The organism is Roseivirga spongicola (assembly GCF_034376045.1).
GTDB lineage: Bacteria > Bacteroidota > Bacteroidia > Cytophagales > Cyclobacteriaceae > Roseivirga > Roseivirga spongicola.
This window is the reverse complement of record NZ_CP139724.1, coordinates 4321008-4337343: the sequence shown is the minus strand read 5'-3', so window position 1 is coordinate 4337343 and position 16336 is coordinate 4321008. Positions and strand designations below refer to the sequence as shown.

Below are 16336 nucleotides of genomic sequence, written 5' to 3'. Positions count from 1 at the left end.
AGCTTAGGCATTATCCATTCATTGCCTTCACCTTGCGCATTAGCTTATTGGCGAAAACAAATTCATCTAGTTCCTGAACCCCAGAATGTATAATATCAGAAGAGGTGCCTTCCCAAAGTTTTTTAGAGTTGGAGATAAATAGAATATACTCACCAATCTCCATTACAGAGTTCATATCGTGCGTTACAATGACGGTTGTAATCTGATATTCATCGGTAATTTCTGCAAGCAGCTGATCGATCTTAATCGAGGTCATCGGGTCGAGACCAGAGTTAGGCTCATCGCAGAAAAGATATTTGGAGCTATTCACTAGTGCTCTGGCAATACCTACACGCTTCTGCATACCACCACTAATTTCAGATGGCATTCGCTTATTCGTGTTTTCAAGTTTTACCTTCTTAAGCATGGTGTTTACTCTGTCCAGCTTTTCATCTTCTGGCATTTTAGTCAACACATCTAGCGGGAATTTTACGTTCTGTTCAACATTCATGGAATCGAACAAAGCTCCGCCTTGAAACAGCATACCAATCTCCCTTCGGATATCAGTTTTGGTGTCTCTATCTGCATTCACGAAGTTCCTGCCATTGTAAAGAATCTCACCAGAATCTGGCTTGAACAAGCCTACAATGTTCTTCAGCATTACACTCTTACCAGAGCCACTGGCACCAATAATCAAGTTAGTTTTGCCTTGTTCAAAGGTTCCTGAGATATCTTGAAGAACAGTTTTATCTCCAAATGATTTCGTTAAATTCTTTACTTCGATCATCTTACTAATAGGAGTTGAGCTAAAACAAAATCACTTAAAAGAATAGCAATACAGCTTACCGTTACTGCTTTTGTACTCGATTGGCCAACTTCTAATGCACCACCTTTGGTGTAGAAACCCATATAGGCAGATATAGAAGAAACTAGGAAACCAAATACAACGGATTTAATAAGAGCGAAGGTGACACTGAACTGATTGAAGTTCATTTTCAATCCCATTAGATAGTCTGCAGAACCAACTACGCTTGCTAACTCTGCTGCCAGATAACCACCACTAATGGCCAGGGCTCCAGCAAGAATTACCAAGAACGGATACATTACAACCGATGCGAATATTTTAGGAAGTACCAAATAAGATACAGAGTTGATCCCCATTACTTCTAGAGCGTCAATTTGCTCGGTAATTCTCATGGTACCCAAATTGCCAGCTATACTAGATCCTACTTTCCCTGCAAAAATGATAGCGGTAATAGTAGGTGCCAGCTCCAAAATAGTGAGGTCTCTAACTACTAAACCAATAACACTATCAGGGATAAGTGGGCTAATTAAGTTATAGGCAGTTTGCACTGTTGATACTGCACCCATAAAGACCGATACAATAGCTACTAAAACAATACTATTCAGTCCTATGTAAGCACACTCATCGAAAATGAGTTTTACGTAAGTTCTAAATGACTCAGGATTAGTAAAAAGTTTGCCAAGAAATATAATGTACCTTCCCAGGTTGCTCATAAGGCTCTAATGCTGCGTGAATGCCTGTCTAACAACGGCAAAATAACAAAACTTGTACGAATGGCTTTATGTTCCCTCAAATAAAGCTTTTGTTCATTTTCGTTTTAAAGAAAGAACTTACTTATGATGGTCGGCTGCATTTATTGCCGCTCCGATTATACCAGCATTATTAAGCTTTTCAGAAACCACATAGGGTGTTCTAATCTTAATCTGATCGCGGAACTTGTGAATATGCTTGCTTACTCCACCACCTAGAATAATGTAGTCTGGGGTAATAATGCGCTCTACATGCTTGAGAAACTTATTTACGCGTTTGCCCCAAACTTCAAAGCTGAGATCTTCCCTTTTTCTGGCCGAATCTGCCGCAAAGTACTCTATCAGATCACCGGTTTTATAGTATAAACGACCTAATTCAAAGTTGGGAATAATCTGGCCATCATAGAAAACGCCACTGCCCAGCCCTGTGCCAATAGTAATGACTATTACAAGTCCGGCTTTATGGTGTCTGCCAGCTCCAAAACGCATTTCGGCAATTCCTGCAGCATCGGCATCGTTGATAACGGTTACAGTTTCTCCCGAAAATTCACACAGTAGATCATCTATTTGCGTGCCCTTCCAGCTTTTATGTAAGTTGCTGCTATACATAGCTTTGCCATTGACAATTACCGTAGGAAAAGCCACACCAATATTATCTTTCCAATTGAGTTGGTTTTTGATGTCTCGAATTACTTCTGCAACAGCCTCTGGGGTAGAGGGTTGAGGAGTCGCTATTCTAATTCTGTCTGATATAAGTTTCCCTGTTTCGGTTTCTACAATAGCGCCTTTTATACCGCTGCCACCAACATCTATTCCAAGAATCTCCATACAATTGTTTAAATAAAGGGCATCAAGATATTGTAATTCTCATTAGTCTGCAATCATTGATAGCTCTAATGATCTAACTCTTGTAAAAGGCTGCTTAGGTTCAATGCTTTGGTGAACATATCTATTTCGCCATTCGCCTTTAATGGCCAGTCCTCCTTAGGTCTATCCCAATATAGTTCTACTCCGTTGCCATCGGGGTCGTCTAAATAGAGTGCTTCTGAAACCCCATGATCTGCAAATCCGGTAAAAGGATACTCTTCATCCTGAAGCCTTTTGAAAATTGCTGCTAAGTCTTTTCTGGTAGGGTAAAGAATAGCAGTGTGAAATAAACCAGGGTGATGTTTAGGAGCAGGTGGTTGGCCTTGGCTCTCCCAAGTGTTCAAACCTATGTGATGATGGTAGCCTCCGGCCGAAATGAAAGCCGCCTGATTGCCATATTGCTGTGTCAACTCGAAGCCAAGTAAACCGCAGTAAAAGTCGAGTGACCTTTGTAGGTCAGAAACTTTAAGGTGTACATGTCCTATTCGGGTTTGTTCAGGAACTTGATAGTCTTTCATAAATGTAAATAGAAGTCTTTAAGCAGTGCCGAAAAGGCTTGGCTATAACTTCCGTCTGATTCTTTAATAAAGACATCGGTGGTGTTTATTAGGTTCACTTCTGCTTTTCTAAACTGAGCTATTAGTCTAAAAACCGGACCACCTTCTTTATTTCGAAGCACGTGTTTTTCGGATACTTTGAACCCAATGGATTCAGCTTTTGATATGAATTGCTCCATTTCAGCTGCTGGATACATCACCCAAAACTCTCCATCTTCCTTCAATAATCGGGAAGCGTGAAAGGCCAAGTCTTCCATGCTGAGTGTTTCTGCATGAACTGCTTGGTTCTTATTCTTCGATTGTCCGGCCTGTGAGTTCACAAAGAAAGGCGGATTACAAATGATCTGATCGTAGGTGATCGCTGCTTGAAACTCTTGAAGCGATGTATGAAATATGGAAAGTTGTTCCGGCCAAGGTGAACTGTTGAAATTTGCCTTGGCTTGATTATAAGCGTCAGCATTAAGTTCTAAGGTATCAATATTTACTTCAGTCCTTTGTGCAACCATTAAAGAGAGGAGGCCTGTGCCTGCCCCAATGTCAAGAATTCTGCCTGTAGAGTAGGGCCTAAAAACTGCACCAAAATAACAACCATCAGTAGTCACCTTCATGCCCACATTGCCCTGCTCAATCAGAAACTGCTTAAACTGGAAGTAGGTGTTTGCCATTGGAATGTTGAAGGCTTAATTATGAATGTTGAATCAAGTCTAATTCAACATTCAACATTCAAAATTAATCATTAGGAATAGAGCCCCGACTCGAAGCCTTCATCGACCAAAAGGTTGGAGCCTTCGGCAGCATCTACGGCCAACTGGTCGCAACGCTCGTTTTCAGGAATTCCTGCGTGACCCTTTACCCATTGAAATGTAACTCTGTGCTTGTTGTAGATGTCTACAAACCGAAGCCAAAGATCTTTGTTCTTCTTCCCTTTAAAATCTTTTTTAATCCAGCCCCAAAGCCAGCCCTTGGTTACAGAGTCTATAACGTATTTAGAGTCTGAGTAAATCTTTACTGGTGCATTTGGCACCTTAATGGACTCTAGCCCAACAATAATGGCCAAGAGCTCCATTCTGTTGTTGGTGGTTTTGCGATATCCCTGTGAGATTTCTTTTCGGTGTTCTCTGAACTTCATGACCACTCCATAGCCTCCCGGTCCGGGGTTGCCTCTAGAGGAGCCATCTGTGTAGATGGTAATCATAGGTTCGCAATATTGTCTTTAAACAGCTTGATGGCAATGGAAAGCAGAATAATTCCGAATATTTTCTGAATAATGCCAATACCGCCTTCTCCAATTTTCCTTTCTAGCCAGTTGGTAGACTTCAGTACCAGATACACAAATGCTAGGTTGATGATAATGCCTACCAAAATGTTCAATTCATCATATTCCGCTTTGATGGAAATTAGAGTAGTCAATGTTCCTGCGCCAGCAATAAGGGGGAAAGCAATAGGAACTACAGAGGTATTATTAGAGGCTGTTGGCTCATTTTTAAAGAAGTTGTGGCCCAAAATCATTTCCATACCAATAATGAACATAATAATGGAACCTGCTATGGCAAATGACCCGACATCTATACCGAATAACCCTAGCAAATTATCTCCTGCAAAGAGAAATAGAATCATTAAAACTCCGGCAACCAAAGTGGCTTTACCAGATTGAATATGACCTACTTGTTTCCTCAAGTTGATGATGATGGGAATGGAGCCCAGAATATCAATTACCGAGAATAGAATAAGTGTTACGGATAGAATTTGTGTGAAATTCAGCATAGCCTAAAAATTTTGCGCGAATGTAGGAAAAGCATTGTCTAATATAACATTACAGACAGTATTTGTTAGTTTAGTTCCATTACCGAAAAGTTTTTAGAAAAGGAATGGTGTATAGTAATGATAAAGCGATTTTTTAAGTTCCTTTTACTCGGAGCTTTACATAGGCAAAGGGGAGATCATAGTAATATTTTCTTCTCTAGAGCGGCATTTTGGGTAGCACTTTCTACCAGTTTGTACATTACCAGTTTGGCGCATTGGGTTTTGAAAGATCAGTTTATTGCTTTTAGTAAGTTAGAGGGAGAAGGCCTTTTTTCAATCAAGAATTTTGATGGCAGTTACCTATCTGTTGGCCTACTTACTGTAGGCTTATTTATTACCTATTTCTTTATTTTTTGGCCCAATATAGTGGTGGAGTTTAAAGAGTCTACAAAGAAAGGAATGAGGTATAGTCTTTTTCTGCTCTATTTCTTGCCGAGTTTTCTAGCTTTTGTCTACACTAGAGGGTTTGTAACAGAGGCTAGTGCTTTCTAGAGGCGTTGTTAGTCTTTGTTAGCCTGCTAACACTTTCGAAAAACGAATAAAACAATCAGAGAACTTCTAGGTAGCTCAAGAGACCTAGGATCAGAACACCAACACCGATATAGATAAAAAGCATTGGCCCGAGACTAAGAATGGACTGTTTTGCCTGTGTAACATTTGAGGGGTCGTCTGGGGCGTAGAGAACTTCAAATTTCTCTCCCTTGTGCCAAGGCTTATAAGAAAAGCCAAAGCTCAACTCTTCTTCATATATGTTTTTCTCTTGGTCGTAGTAGCTAATAATTGGATAGAAAATTTTGGTCGAACCACTTTTAGACTCTGTGTAACCTCTAACTCTGGCTTCGGTTCTTACCCCATGCTTTTGTAAGTACTTATAATTTGAGTTGAATTTGATTCCAACGATAATAAAGACAGTACCTATGAAAAAGGTAATGAACAGAACCGTCATTTATCTTGAAGGTAGAAAAGCCCCATTTCATAGCCCTTCAAGCCGAAGCCAGTGATCATGCCTGCACAATTAGCAGTAATAAGACTTAGGTGTCGATACTCCTCTCGGGCATGAATGTTCGAAATATGAACCTCTACAACCGGAGTTTTTATACCTGCCACAGCATCAGAAATGGCCACAGAAGTGTGAGTGTAAGCCCCGGCATTTAGAATGATACCGTCATAGGAGAAGCCAACTTCGTGTAGTTTGTTAATCAACTCACCTTCAATATTGCTTTGGTAGTACTCAAAGTCAACTTCCGGATGTTTCGACTTTAGTCCTTCAAAGTATTCTTCAAAGCTTTGGTCGCCATAAACGCTTTTTTCTCTTACTCCTAGCAGGTTCAGGTTTGGTCCGTTGATGATGATGATTTTCATGAGGCTAAAACTACATGATTATCTCCAATTCTCTGCAATAAACGCAGTATGCCGTTTTCAGGCTGCTAACCTTTGACAAACTTAAACTAGGTAAGACCAGGGAGCTCTTAGGTTTTTGCAGGTTTGGGAGGCTAATGTTTGTCAAAGGTTTGTAATTCGCTTTCGGAGAATGCTATTATACACCTCCATCTTTAAATTACCACTCATAATGGCCATCAGAAGAGGTAGGAGGTGGACGTTCAACAAATAAAATACGGAGTTTGCCATATTAGAATATCCTAATTCACTAAACTTGAAAATGGCTTGGGATATTTACATTCAGGAATATGAGAACTACTTAAGGCTAGAGCGTTCGCTTAGTGCAAACTCGGTGGAGGCCTATGTTCGTGATGTTTCCAAGCTCAAGCAGTTTCTAGAAATTTCTGGTTCTGATATTACGCCTTTGCAAGTAAGCATGGTGGAGCTACAGAACTTCATTGAGTACATCAATGAGTTGGGCATGAGTGCTTTTTCTCAGGCAAGGATCATTTCAGGGCTAAAGTCTTTCTACAAATTCTTGCTTTATGAAGGTGAGTTGGACTCTGACCCAACAGAACTTTTGGAGGCTCCTAAGTTGGGTAGAAAACTCCCAGATACTTTAAGTGTAGAGGAAATAGATCAGATTTTAGCTGCCATTGACCACTCCAAGCCAGAAGGAATGCGAAACAGAGCCATGCTCGAAACCTTGTACAGCTCAGGTCTTCGTGTTTCTGAATTAATTGGACTGAAAATGTCGAATGTGCATTCTGATGTGGGCTTCTTGAGGATCTTCGGAAAGGGGAGTAAGGAGCGTTTGGTGCCTATTGGTAAGGAGGCGCTGAAATACATTAAGATCTACCAAAATGAAGTTAGGGTTCACTTAGATATAAAGTCGGGCAATGAGAGCTTTATGTTTTTGAATCGAAACGGTAGGCAGTTAAGTAGGCAAATGGTTTTTATTGTGATTAAAACTTTGGTTGAAAAAGCCGGAATCAAAAAGACCATCAGTCCGCACACTTTCAGGCATTCATTTGCTACTCATTTAATAGAAGGCGGGGCTGATCTCCGGGCAGTGCAGGAAATGCTAGGTCACGAATCCATCACCACCACAGAAATATACACGCACCTAGATAGAGATTACCTAAGACAAGTGATACAGGAATTCCATCCTAGAAGTTAGTTTAAAGTTCAAGGTTCAATGTTTAATGTGACTCTGACTTGAAACATTAAGCATCAAACTTTCATCTCCATTAGAGTCTCTCACAGAGGACTCTGATGATTCAACATTCTCAGAGTCCCTTTCAGGAGACACTGAGATTGAGGATAGCAAGACCGAACTTCCGAAATCAGATGCAAGAGTGAATTTCGATTCTCAGACCACTAAGGGTTCTTTAAAAAATGCGTTTATAGTAGCTCAAAGCTTTTCCTCGTATGGATGTTTGTCTTCAATCGGCACACCTAAAAGACGTGATATGGATTTTCCTGCTTGAATAACTTCAGAATTCAAACTAGCATCAGTTTTGTCAATTTCAATTCTCTTGCCATCTGATAGTATTAAGTTCAGAGTACATTCTTGTGTATCGAATGTGTTAGGGTAATCGATTACCACTTTTTGCACATCTCCAAAATCAACCTCTTTATGATAAGGTACTTTTATCGTTTTCTGCTTTTTAGAAAAAATGATTTTTATTGGAGAAATGCCTCCTTTTAAATACTTGAAAATTCGAGGAATGACTAGGAGCGGTAGAAGGTAAAACAGATAGATTAGACTGCTTACATCGCTTTTATGGTTGTTAATTAATACGGCATACCAAATGACAAGAATTAAAACTGATATGTAAAAGTTGGTCTTTGCTCTTGTCGGGTTTTTGGTGATTACAAACTCAGTATCAGTGTCAGAGATATTGTAGCGATTTAACATTATATCCTCTCAAATCATCAAATTAACTTATTATCAAATCAGAAATCAAAACCATTTTCAACTCCATCAGAGTCTCTCACAGAGGACTCTGATGATTGAGCTTGCCGTTCTCAGAGTCCCTTTCAGGAGACTCTGAGAGGGTGTAGTTGGTTTATGGTTCTAATGTAACTCCGACTTCGAACATTAAACCTGAAACTTTGAACTGGTTACAGCCAATTCTTCCGTTTGAAATAATAGATCATTCCTAAAGCCACTATAACAATGGCTCCCCAGAAAATAGGGTAAGAGTACTCGTAACTCAGCTCAGGCATATGTTCGAAGTTCATTCCGTAAATCCCAGCCATAAAGGTGAGAGGAATGAAAACCACCGAAAATATGGTCAAAACTTTCAGTACATCATTCAACTTATTGGTCATGTGCGTGTGGTAGGTGTTGAGGTTGTCATTGATGGTCTCCCTATAAACCTCAATGGTTTCAGTCACATTCGTAATGTGGTCGTGGAGGTCTTTGAGGAACGGACGTGTCTTTTTGTCTATAATCGGAAGGTCTGATTTGTTAAAGCCGATTACTGTATCGCGTAAAGGTCTGGCGAAACGTCTCAGGTAATTAACCTCTTTCTTACTTAGGTTCAAATCGCCTAAGATGTCTTTCCTAAAATCACCTAGCAGCCTAGCCTCCTGCTCATTGATTTCGTCTCCATATTCTTCGATAATACCTAGATAATGGTCTACAATTACATCGAGCAGAGCAAAAGCCACATAGTCAGACTTTCGGGTTCTTATTCGGCCCTTCGCGTTTCTGAGTCGCCCGCGCACACCATCGAAAATATCCCCCTCTTTTTCCTGGAAAGTAATGATGTAGCCGTTGCCCACAATCATGCTGAATTGTTCGGAGATAATAGTTTCTTCCGAGGTTCGGAACATTTTTGCTGCTATAAAGAAGTGGTCGTCATACTCATCGAAAGTAGGACGCTGGTTAATATTGAGGATATCTTCTAACGCCAGATTGTGAATATTAAAGCACTCACCAATTTTCTGAACCACGCTAATATCATGCAAGCCAACAACATTCACCCAAGTGGTAAACTCTGGTTTAACCAGTTCAGCCAAATGGTCTAATGTAATGTGCTCATCTCTTAATTCAGTTTGATTAAACTGAATTAACTCTAACCTTACATTCTCTACATGCTGCTCACCAGTATAGATGAGCGCTCCGGGCATTTGGTTAAGCTTTTTAGAGACCTTACTAGGTTCAGCTTTCTTTTTTCTTCGCCTCCTTATAGACAATAGTTCGGTGGGGGAAAGGTATTTCAATTCCTTCACGGTCGAATCTTTCTTTAATTGACTTATTAATATCGCACTTTAATTCGAATCCCTTTCCAGGGTCCTCAGCCCAAACCTGAGCCCTGAGATTGATGCTAGATTCGCCAAAATCTAATAATCTAACAATCACTGCTGGGTTGCCTTTATCTTTTTCTTCATCAGTTCTTTTATCTATGAAGTTAGGGTGAGCCATGGCTTCTTCCTGAATAATTTTCATAGCTAAATCTATGTTAGAGTCATAACTGATGCCATAGAATATATGATTGCAGACCATTTCATCAACTATGTTAAAGTTGTGTATGGTTTCGGCACTTATAACGGAGTTGGGAATGATTAGGCGCTTATTTTCGAAGTCTTTGATAACGGTGTGCCGCAGGGTAATGTCTTCTACTGTTCCAGAATATAGGTTAGATATTCTTACAATGTCTCCAACTCGGAAAGGCTTGAAGATAACAATGAAGATACCACTTACTATGTTGGAGAAAGCAGCTTGAGAAGCAAAACCTATAATGGCTGCTATGATACCAGCAGAAGCAAACAGAGTTACTCCAACTGTTCTGAACTGTGGTATTGAAATGAAGATTAGAATAGTAGCAACAGTGTAAATAATAAAGCCTAAAGCATTGCTTAAAAACTTATACTTGGTTGGGTCTACTCTAATTTCATCAGACGACTTATTGATTGCTTTCTTTAGAATGGCTCTTAAAATTCTTAAGAGTATATGTGCCAGTGCAAGAATGGCGGCAACATAAGTTATCAGATTAAGCGCTTCATAGCGCGTGTAGTGTAAAAAATCAAAAGGCAGATTTACCTCCATTATCCAATATTGAGATTAAAAGTCATTACTGGAATATCTGAACGAGTAATCAGATACTCGGTGATATTTCCTTTAATTAAGTCCTTGATAGACTCCGAATGTTTAGAAAAGAGAGCAATCATATCTGACTCGTAAAAATCGGCTGCATTAAGAATTCCTTTTTGCAATTGTTTGGTGTTAAAAACCTCTATTTCGTACCCTTTTAGACCGTTTCTCTGAAACCATAAATGGCTCTTCTTTCTAATTTGGGGCGAAGTATGGAAAAATGCTGGAGTATTTACATATACGAACTGAAGTTCTGAGTTAAATTTTTCAGCGAGCGCCAAGAGGTCGCTCATTCTCTGACTACAGTCGTCTTCTAGGTTAGTTGGGATAAGAATTTTATTAGGTGCAAAATCTTCCTTGTTCTGGTTTACCGTTATTACAGGGTTCATGGCCAGTTTTGCTATTCTTTCTGGGTGAGTTCTTTTCAAGAATTCATCGAACCTCTGATGTTCATAGTTGCCTACTATGGTTAGGTCAAAACCTTCTTCAGCCACTAATTCGGCAATTTTATCTGGAGAGCTATCAACCTTAAGTTTGTAAGAGATTTTAATGCCTTCATTGGAGAGCTTTTCTACATACCTCTCCATCTTCTTTTCATTTTTCTCAATTACTTCATCTAAAAACTTCTGCCCACCAGGGGCTTTGCTTTTATACAAACCCAATTCATCTAGATAAACTGTAAGGGCCGCTTTAACTACATGAATTAGTGATATTTCTGCTCCGGTAACGGAAGCAATTTGTTTGGCAACATTTAGAGCTTTAGACGTTTTGTCCGTAAAGTCTACAGGAACAAGAATCTTTTCGTACATCTCGTTTTAATTTAATTCAAATTCAGACATATCTCAATAAGTGACAAGTCTAAGCAGATAAATAGTTGAAAGGGCGGTTTAAAATTTCAATTCTTAGAGTTCTGAATTATTTTTGCTCGAAATCTGCACCCTTGTATAAGTTCTTAATCCGTCCGTTCCTTTTTCTAAAAAATCCTGAGCCAGCTCATTATTTTACTTTTGGTCTCATTAGAAAGCTTTTTAAAGTACCAGGTGCTGCATCTGTAGCCAAAGGTTTGTACAACTTTCAACATCCAGAACTAGCAGTAGAGTGTTTTGGTTTGAAGTTTCCAAACCCAGTTGGACTTGCTGCTGGCTTCGATAAAGACGCTAAACTTTTCAATGAGCTATCAGCATTTGGGTTTGGCTTCATTGAAATCGGTACGCTTACACCCAAAGGTCAGGATGGAAACCCAAAGCCTCGTCTATTTAGGTTGCCCGATGATATGAGCCTGATTAACCGCATGGGTTTTAATAATGAAGGGGTGGAAGTGGCTGTAGAGCGACTAAAAAAGAAGCGAACGCAAGTGTTGATTGGTGGAAACATAGGGAAGAATAAAGTCACTCCCAATGAACAGGCCGTTGACGATTATGTGTACTGCTTCCAAGCCTTGGAACCTTACGTAGATTATTTTGTGGTGAATGTGAGTTCACCAAACACGCCTAACTTAAGAGAACTTCAAGATAAAGAGCCGCTAACGGCACTCTTAAATACACTTCAGCAGAAGAAGAAAGAGCTAAATGCCAAACAACCAATTCTATTGAAAATTGCGCCAGATCTAACTGATTCTCAGCTTGACGATATTGTAGACATAGTGAAAGACACAGGAATTGATGGACTTATTGCTACCAATACTACTATTTCTAGAGAAGGCTTAAAGACGCCAAAGCAAACTGTTTCGCAAATTGGGGCTGGAGGCCTAAGTGGTGCAGCTGTAACTGATAGATCTACAGAGGTTATCCGTTACTTACACCAAAAATCTGCAGGGGACTTTCCTATTGTTGGAGTAGGAGGAATACTTACCGCAGAAGATGCTATTGCTAAATTAGAGGCGGGGGCTTCATTGGTTCAGGTATACACAGGGTTTATTTACGAAGGCCCAGCCATGATTAAGAAAATTAACAAGGGAATTCTTCGTTGGAAAAAAGCAAAGCACAAGGCCTAGTTGGCTTATGCGGTTTCTAAAATTCATTTAACTTCGTACAAACTGGTTTAAAATTTTTCAATGGCCCAAAACACCTATAAGTCCAATACCTTTAAAAGTAACCAGGGCAAAAAACCCAAAACCAAAAGAAAACTCTCCTTTAATCTGAGTATGCCTTTTCTAAAGGATAAAAGGGTGCAGCTTTCTGTGGGCTTTTTCCTATTGCTGGCATCGGTGTTTATTTTTCTAGCTTGTTTTAGCTATCTATTCACAGGTAAGGCAGACCAAAGTGTGGTTGAAGCTTTCTTCTCAGATGGTGAAACAGTTCAGTCTCTAGGCAGAGAAGCATCTAACTGGATGAAATTACTAGGTGCCTTAACAGCCCATAAACTTATTTTTTCATGGTTTGGAATTGGGGCATTCCTTATTCCTCCGTTTCTGTTTATTCTAGGGTACAAGATTGTATGGGGCAAAGCTTTGATGAAACTTTCTAGGGCTTTTGCGGCTACCAGCTTTTTTCTGGTGTGGATTAGCCTGCTTATGGGCTCCATGATTAAAGGAGACGACTCAGTTTCCGAATGGAGCTTCTATTCTGGAGGCTTGGGTTATGAGCTTTCTTTGTTCTTCGATAGTCTTTTGGGCTACGGAACTATCCTTTTCTTAGCTTTTACATTACTGGTCTTTGTAATATTCTTCTTTAACATCACTGAAATTTTAAGCCTGAAAAAGGCTACTGTAGAACCATCTGTACTAAAAGAAGATGAGGCTAAAAAACAGCAGGATTCAGAGCCAGTGAACCAACCTGTTGAGTCTACATCAGATGAGAGTGAAGAGGTTGATGAGGAAGAAGAAATTGATGACTCAGATTGGGTGGTAACAGTTAAAAATGAAGAGTCTGAGCCAGAGGAAAGTGAGTTGGAGCCAGAGTTAGCCTCTGCCATTAACTTGAGTACCGCACCATCTACACCTAATAAGGTCGAAGAGAAAAAAGAAGATGATGGTGCTATTGAACTAGAGGTTGAAGAGCCGGTTAATAAGCCAGTAGCACAAGAGCCTGCAAAAGAAAAGGAGCCAGCTTTTGAAGTAGAGATTAAGGAGGCTTCTGAAAAACTTGTTGAACAGGCAGGCCACTATGACCCTACTTTAGATTTGCCAAAATACCAGTTTCCAAAAGTAGATTTGCTGAATGAATACTCTACTGGTAGAGTTCAGGTTACAAAAGAAGAACTTCAGGCCAACAAAGACAAGATCGTTGAAACCCTAACCAATTTCAAGATTGGTATTGCTAGTATTAAAGCAACTATTGGCCCTACGGTTACGCTTTACGAGATTGTGCCAGAAGCAGGGGTGAAGATTTCTAAGATCAAAAACTTGGAAGATGATATAGCCCTGAGTTTAGCTGCTTTAGGAATTCGTATTATCGCTCCAATCCCGGGTAAAGGAACTATTGGTATCGAAGTGCCAAACACCAATAAAGAAATGGTGTCCATGAGGTCGGTAATCTCTACTGATAAATTCATGAATTCCGATATGGCTTTACCAATTGCTCTTGGAAAAACCATCACCAACGATATTTTCGTTACCGACCTAGCAAAAATGCCTCACTTATTGATGGCAGGTGCTACGGGTCAGGGTAAATCGGTTGGACTAAATGTAATACTAACTTCACTTTTATATAAGAAGCATCCTTCCCAGCTGAAGTTTGTATTGGTAGATCCGAAGAAGGTAGAATTAACCCTTTTCAATAAAATTGAGAGACATTACTTGGCTAAGCTTCCTGATAATGAGGAGCCAATTATTACCGATACTAAAAAAGTAATCCATACGCTTAATTCACTCTGTATTGAGATGGATCAGCGTTACGACTTATTGAAAGATGCTGCTTGTAGAAACCTAAAGGAGTACAATAAGAAATTTATGGATAGAAAGCTGAATCCTGAAAAGGGACACAGATACCTTCCATACATTGTATTGGTTATAGATGAGTTAGCTGATTTGATGATGACGGCAGGTAAGGAGGTGGAAACTCCAATTGCTCGTTTAGCTCAGTTAGCACGTGCTATTGGTATTCACTTGGTGGTAGCAACTCAGAGACCATCTGTAAACGTAATTACTGGTATTATAAAGGCTAACTTCCCTGCAAGGCTTTCATTTAGAGTAACTTCTAAAGTAGACTCCCGAACCATTCTAGATGCTGGAGGGGCCGATCAACTGATCGGACAAGGAGATATGCTGCTTTCAATGGGTTCCGATATCATAAGAATTCAGTGTGCATTTGTAGATACGCCAGAAGTAGACGAAATTTGCGAATTCATTGGTAACCAAAAGGGTTATTCAGACGCTTACTTATTACCAGAATATGTTGGTGAAGATGAAGGAGGTAGCCGAGCAGATGTAGATCTTTCTGAAAGAGATGCATTGTTCGATGAAGCTGCTAGGCTCATAGTATCTCATCAGCAGGGAAGTACCAGTTTGATTCAGCGTAAACTCAAATTGGGATACAATAGAGCAGGCCGTTTGATAGATCAATTAGAGGCGGCAGGAATTGTCGGGCCATTCGAAGGAAGTAAGGCAAGAGAGGTGTTGGTGCCCGATGAATATAGTTTGGAACAGTTATTGAATAACCTGGATAACTGATTTCAGTAATTAAGAAAAGAATGAAAAGAATATTAATTGTGATGTTTTGGATGGCTGCCTCGTTGGTGGCTGTAGGGCAAGAACAAAATCCAAAAGCAATTTTGGATAAAATGAGTTCGGTTTATAAGGCAATGCCGGGTTATGAGATCGGATTCGTTCAGAAAATTTTAAGTGAGTCTGAAGTGGTAGATAGGTTAACTGGCGAAGCTTCTGTTTCTAAAGATAAGTTTTTGATCAAGTTTCAGGCACAGCATATTTACTGTAATGGAACGGTGCTTTGGACATATTTAGTAGAATCTCAGGAGTTGACAATCACTAATTTTGAACCAGATGAGGCAGTAATAAACCCATCGAACGTTTATGATATCTACAAAGAGGGTTTTACCTATGCTTATAAAAGGCAGGATAACATTAAAGGAGAATTAGTGCACGTGGTAGAATTAACTTCTACGGATGATGACTCTGATTTTACTAATGTTATAATGTACATAGGCCAGAAAGATTCATATCTAAAGGCTTGGGATTTGATTGATTATGCTGGTGCTAAGACAGCTTTCGAGGTATCTTCATTCAAACCAAATGTTACTTTTCCTCCAGGTTTCTTCGAGTTTGACGAAGAGAAAAACCCTGTTCAATACAAAGAAGACCTCCGTAATTAATGAACAAAAAAGACTTATTCGGTCAAATCAAGGCTAAATCATCTTACCTATGTGTTGGCCTTGATACTGATATTCAGAAAATTCCTGAACACCTCAAAAAAGCGGACGATCCGCTTTTTGAGTTTAATAAGCAAATTATAGACGCTACCATAGATTATGCGGTGGCCTATAAGCCTAATATAGCTTTTTACGAAGCTCATGGTCTCAAAGGTTGGGAGAGCTTAATGAAAACCATTGAGTATATCCCCAAAGAGGCCTTCGTTATTGCAGATGCTAAACGTGGCGATATTGGGAATACCTCAAAAATGTATGCTCGTGCTTTCTTTGAAGAAATGAATTGCGATGCCATTACGGTGGCTCCTTATATGGGTGAAGACTCTGTAAAACCTTTCTTAGATTTCAAGAATAAGTGGGTTATTCTTTTGGCTCTTACTTCTAATGCGGGTGGAAAGGACTTTCAGAATCTCACATTAGATTCTGGGGAGGAAGTTTATGAGCGAGTTCTATCGAAAAGTCAGGAGTGGGGTTCTTCAGAAGAGCTGATGTACGTGGTTGGAGCTACAAAAGCGGAGGCTTTAAAGAATATCAGACAGATTGTGCCAGATCATTTCCTTTTAGTACCTGGTGTAGGAGCTCAAGGCGGTAGCCTTGAAGAGGTTTCTAAGTATGGAATGAATAGTGAGTGTGGACTGCTTGTAAACTCTTCACGCGGAATCATTTATAAAGACTCCTCTGAAGCATTTGCCCAAGTTGCGGGTCAAGAGGCTAATACTCTGCAACAGGAAATGTCTAAATATTTAGAAAAATATTGCTAAATTATTTG

General features: G+C 39.7%; 19 protein-coding genes. 6 read left to right on the top strand and 13 right to left on the bottom strand.

Annotated features, from left to right (window positions below):
- Window positions 1–10 precede the first annotated feature (10 nt).
- The 7 genes from T7867_RS19025 to T7867_RS18995 all read right to left on the bottom strand — a co-directional run bounded on the left by T7867_RS19025 (window position 11) and on the right by T7867_RS18995 (window position 4721).
- Window positions 11–766, bottom strand: coding sequence for an ABC transporter ATP-binding protein (locus tag T7867_RS19025; protein WP_068220489.1), 756 nt, complete (start codon window positions 764–766; stop codon window positions 11–13).
- A complete protein-coding gene (locus tag T7867_RS19020; protein WP_068220491.1) occupies window positions 763–1497 on the bottom strand; it encodes an MlaE family ABC transporter permease in 735 nt (244 codons plus the stop codon). Before T7867_RS19020 ends, T7867_RS19025 begins: the two co-directional genes overlap by 4 nt.
- A 117-nt stretch (window positions 1498–1614) precedes the next feature.
- Window positions 1615–2361, bottom strand: coding sequence for a polyphosphate--glucose phosphotransferase (gene ppgK, locus T7867_RS19015; RefSeq protein ID WP_068220493.1), 747 nt, complete (start codon window positions 2359–2361; stop codon window positions 1615–1617).
- Between the two features lie 65 nt (window positions 2362–2426).
- Window positions 2427–2918 carry a VOC family protein gene (locus T7867_RS19010; RefSeq protein ID WP_068220498.1) on the bottom strand — a complete coding sequence of 164 codons (492 nt, stop codon included), beginning with the start codon at window positions 2916–2918 and terminating at the stop codon, window positions 2427–2429.
- Window positions 2915–3622 carry a tRNA1(Val) (adenine(37)-N6)-methyltransferase gene (locus T7867_RS19005; protein WP_068220500.1) on the bottom strand — a complete coding sequence of 236 codons (708 nt, stop codon included), beginning with the start codon at window positions 3620–3622 and terminating at the stop codon, window positions 2915–2917. The genes T7867_RS19010 and T7867_RS19005 overlap by 4 nt, the downstream gene beginning before the upstream one ends.
- A 71-nt stretch (window positions 3623–3693) precedes the next feature.
- Window positions 3694–4152 (bottom strand): ribonuclease HI, encoded by a 459-nt coding sequence (rnhA, locus tag T7867_RS19000; RefSeq protein ID WP_068220503.1) that lies wholly within the window; start codon window positions 4150–4152, stop codon window positions 3694–3696.
- Window positions 4149–4721, bottom strand: a complete 573-nt coding sequence (locus T7867_RS18995) for a MarC family protein (protein WP_068220507.1) — start codon at window positions 4719–4721, stop codon at window positions 4149–4151. The genes rnhA and T7867_RS18995 overlap by 4 nt, the downstream gene beginning before the upstream one ends.
- A 117-nt stretch (window positions 4722–4838) precedes the next feature.
- Between T7867_RS18995 and T7867_RS18990 the strand changes: the two genes are divergently transcribed.
- Complete coding sequence (locus T7867_RS18990; protein WP_068220511.1) at window positions 4839–5252, top strand: hypothetical protein; 414 nt, start codon at window positions 4839–4841, stop codon at window positions 5250–5252.
- A 55-nt stretch (window positions 5253–5307) separates the two neighbouring features.
- Here T7867_RS18990 and T7867_RS18985 read toward each other — a convergent pair whose 3' ends face one another.
- Both T7867_RS18985 and aroQ read right to left on the bottom strand, forming a co-directional pair.
- Window positions 5308–5706, bottom strand: a complete 399-nt coding sequence (locus T7867_RS18985; protein ID WP_068220514.1) for a DUF3592 domain-containing protein — start codon at window positions 5704–5706, stop codon at window positions 5308–5310.
- Complete coding sequence (gene aroQ, locus T7867_RS18980; RefSeq protein ID WP_068220519.1) at window positions 5703–6122, bottom strand: type II 3-dehydroquinate dehydratase; 420 nt, start codon at window positions 6120–6122, stop codon at window positions 5703–5705. Before aroQ ends, T7867_RS18985 begins: the two co-directional genes overlap by 4 nt.
- Window positions 6123–6420: 298 nt before the next feature.
- Here aroQ and xerD point away from each other — a divergent pair, with 298 nt between their 5' ends.
- Window positions 6421–7320 (top strand): site-specific tyrosine recombinase XerD, encoded by a 900-nt coding sequence (xerD, locus tag T7867_RS18975; RefSeq protein WP_068220522.1) that lies wholly within the window; start codon window positions 6421–6423, stop codon window positions 7318–7320.
- 234 nt (window positions 7321–7554) lie between these two features.
- Here xerD and T7867_RS18970 read toward each other — a convergent pair whose 3' ends face one another.
- From T7867_RS18970 to T7867_RS18955, 4 genes are all read right to left on the bottom strand, one after another.
- On the bottom strand, window positions 7555–8061 hold the full coding sequence (locus T7867_RS18970) for a hypothetical protein (RefSeq protein ID WP_068220526.1): 507 nt from the start codon (window positions 8059–8061) through the stop codon (window positions 7555–7557).
- Window positions 8062–8267: 206 nt separating this feature from the next.
- A complete protein-coding gene (corA, locus tag T7867_RS18965) occupies window positions 8268–9281 on the bottom strand; it encodes a magnesium/cobalt transporter CorA (RefSeq protein WP_157717611.1) in 1014 nt (337 codons plus the stop codon).
- 31 nt (window positions 9282–9312) lie between these two features.
- Window positions 9313–10200: a mechanosensitive ion channel family protein gene (locus T7867_RS18960; RefSeq protein ID WP_068220532.1), complete on the bottom strand. Its 888-nt coding sequence runs from the start codon at window positions 10198–10200 to the stop codon at window positions 9313–9315.
- Window positions 10200–11054 carry a universal stress protein gene (locus T7867_RS18955; protein WP_068220535.1) on the bottom strand — a complete coding sequence of 285 codons (855 nt, stop codon included), beginning with the start codon at window positions 11052–11054 and terminating at the stop codon, window positions 10200–10202. Before T7867_RS18955 ends, T7867_RS18960 begins: the two co-directional genes overlap by 1 nt.
- A 131-nt stretch (window positions 11055–11185) precedes the next feature.
- Between T7867_RS18955 and T7867_RS18950 the strand changes: the two genes are divergently transcribed.
- From T7867_RS18950 to pyrF, 4 genes are read left to right on the top strand one after another with little or no spacing between them, the layout of a single operon-like run.
- A complete protein-coding gene (locus T7867_RS18950; RefSeq protein ID WP_068220539.1) occupies window positions 11186–12238 on the top strand; it encodes a quinone-dependent dihydroorotate dehydrogenase in 1053 nt (350 codons plus the stop codon).
- A gap of 60 nt (window positions 12239–12298) precedes the next feature.
- On the top strand, window positions 12299–14854 hold the full coding sequence (locus T7867_RS18945; protein WP_068220542.1) for an FtsK/SpoIIIE family DNA translocase: 2556 nt from the start codon (window positions 12299–12301) through the stop codon (window positions 14852–14854).
- Between the two features lie 20 nt (window positions 14855–14874).
- On the top strand, window positions 14875–15513 hold the full coding sequence (locus T7867_RS18940) for a LolA family protein (protein ID WP_084375654.1): 639 nt from the start codon (window positions 14875–14877) through the stop codon (window positions 15511–15513).
- Window positions 15513–16328, top strand: coding sequence for an orotidine-5'-phosphate decarboxylase (pyrF, locus tag T7867_RS18935; protein WP_068220548.1), 816 nt, complete (start codon window positions 15513–15515; stop codon window positions 16326–16328). The genes T7867_RS18940 and pyrF overlap by 1 nt, the downstream gene beginning before the upstream one ends.
- Window positions 16329–16336 lie beyond the last annotated feature (8 nt).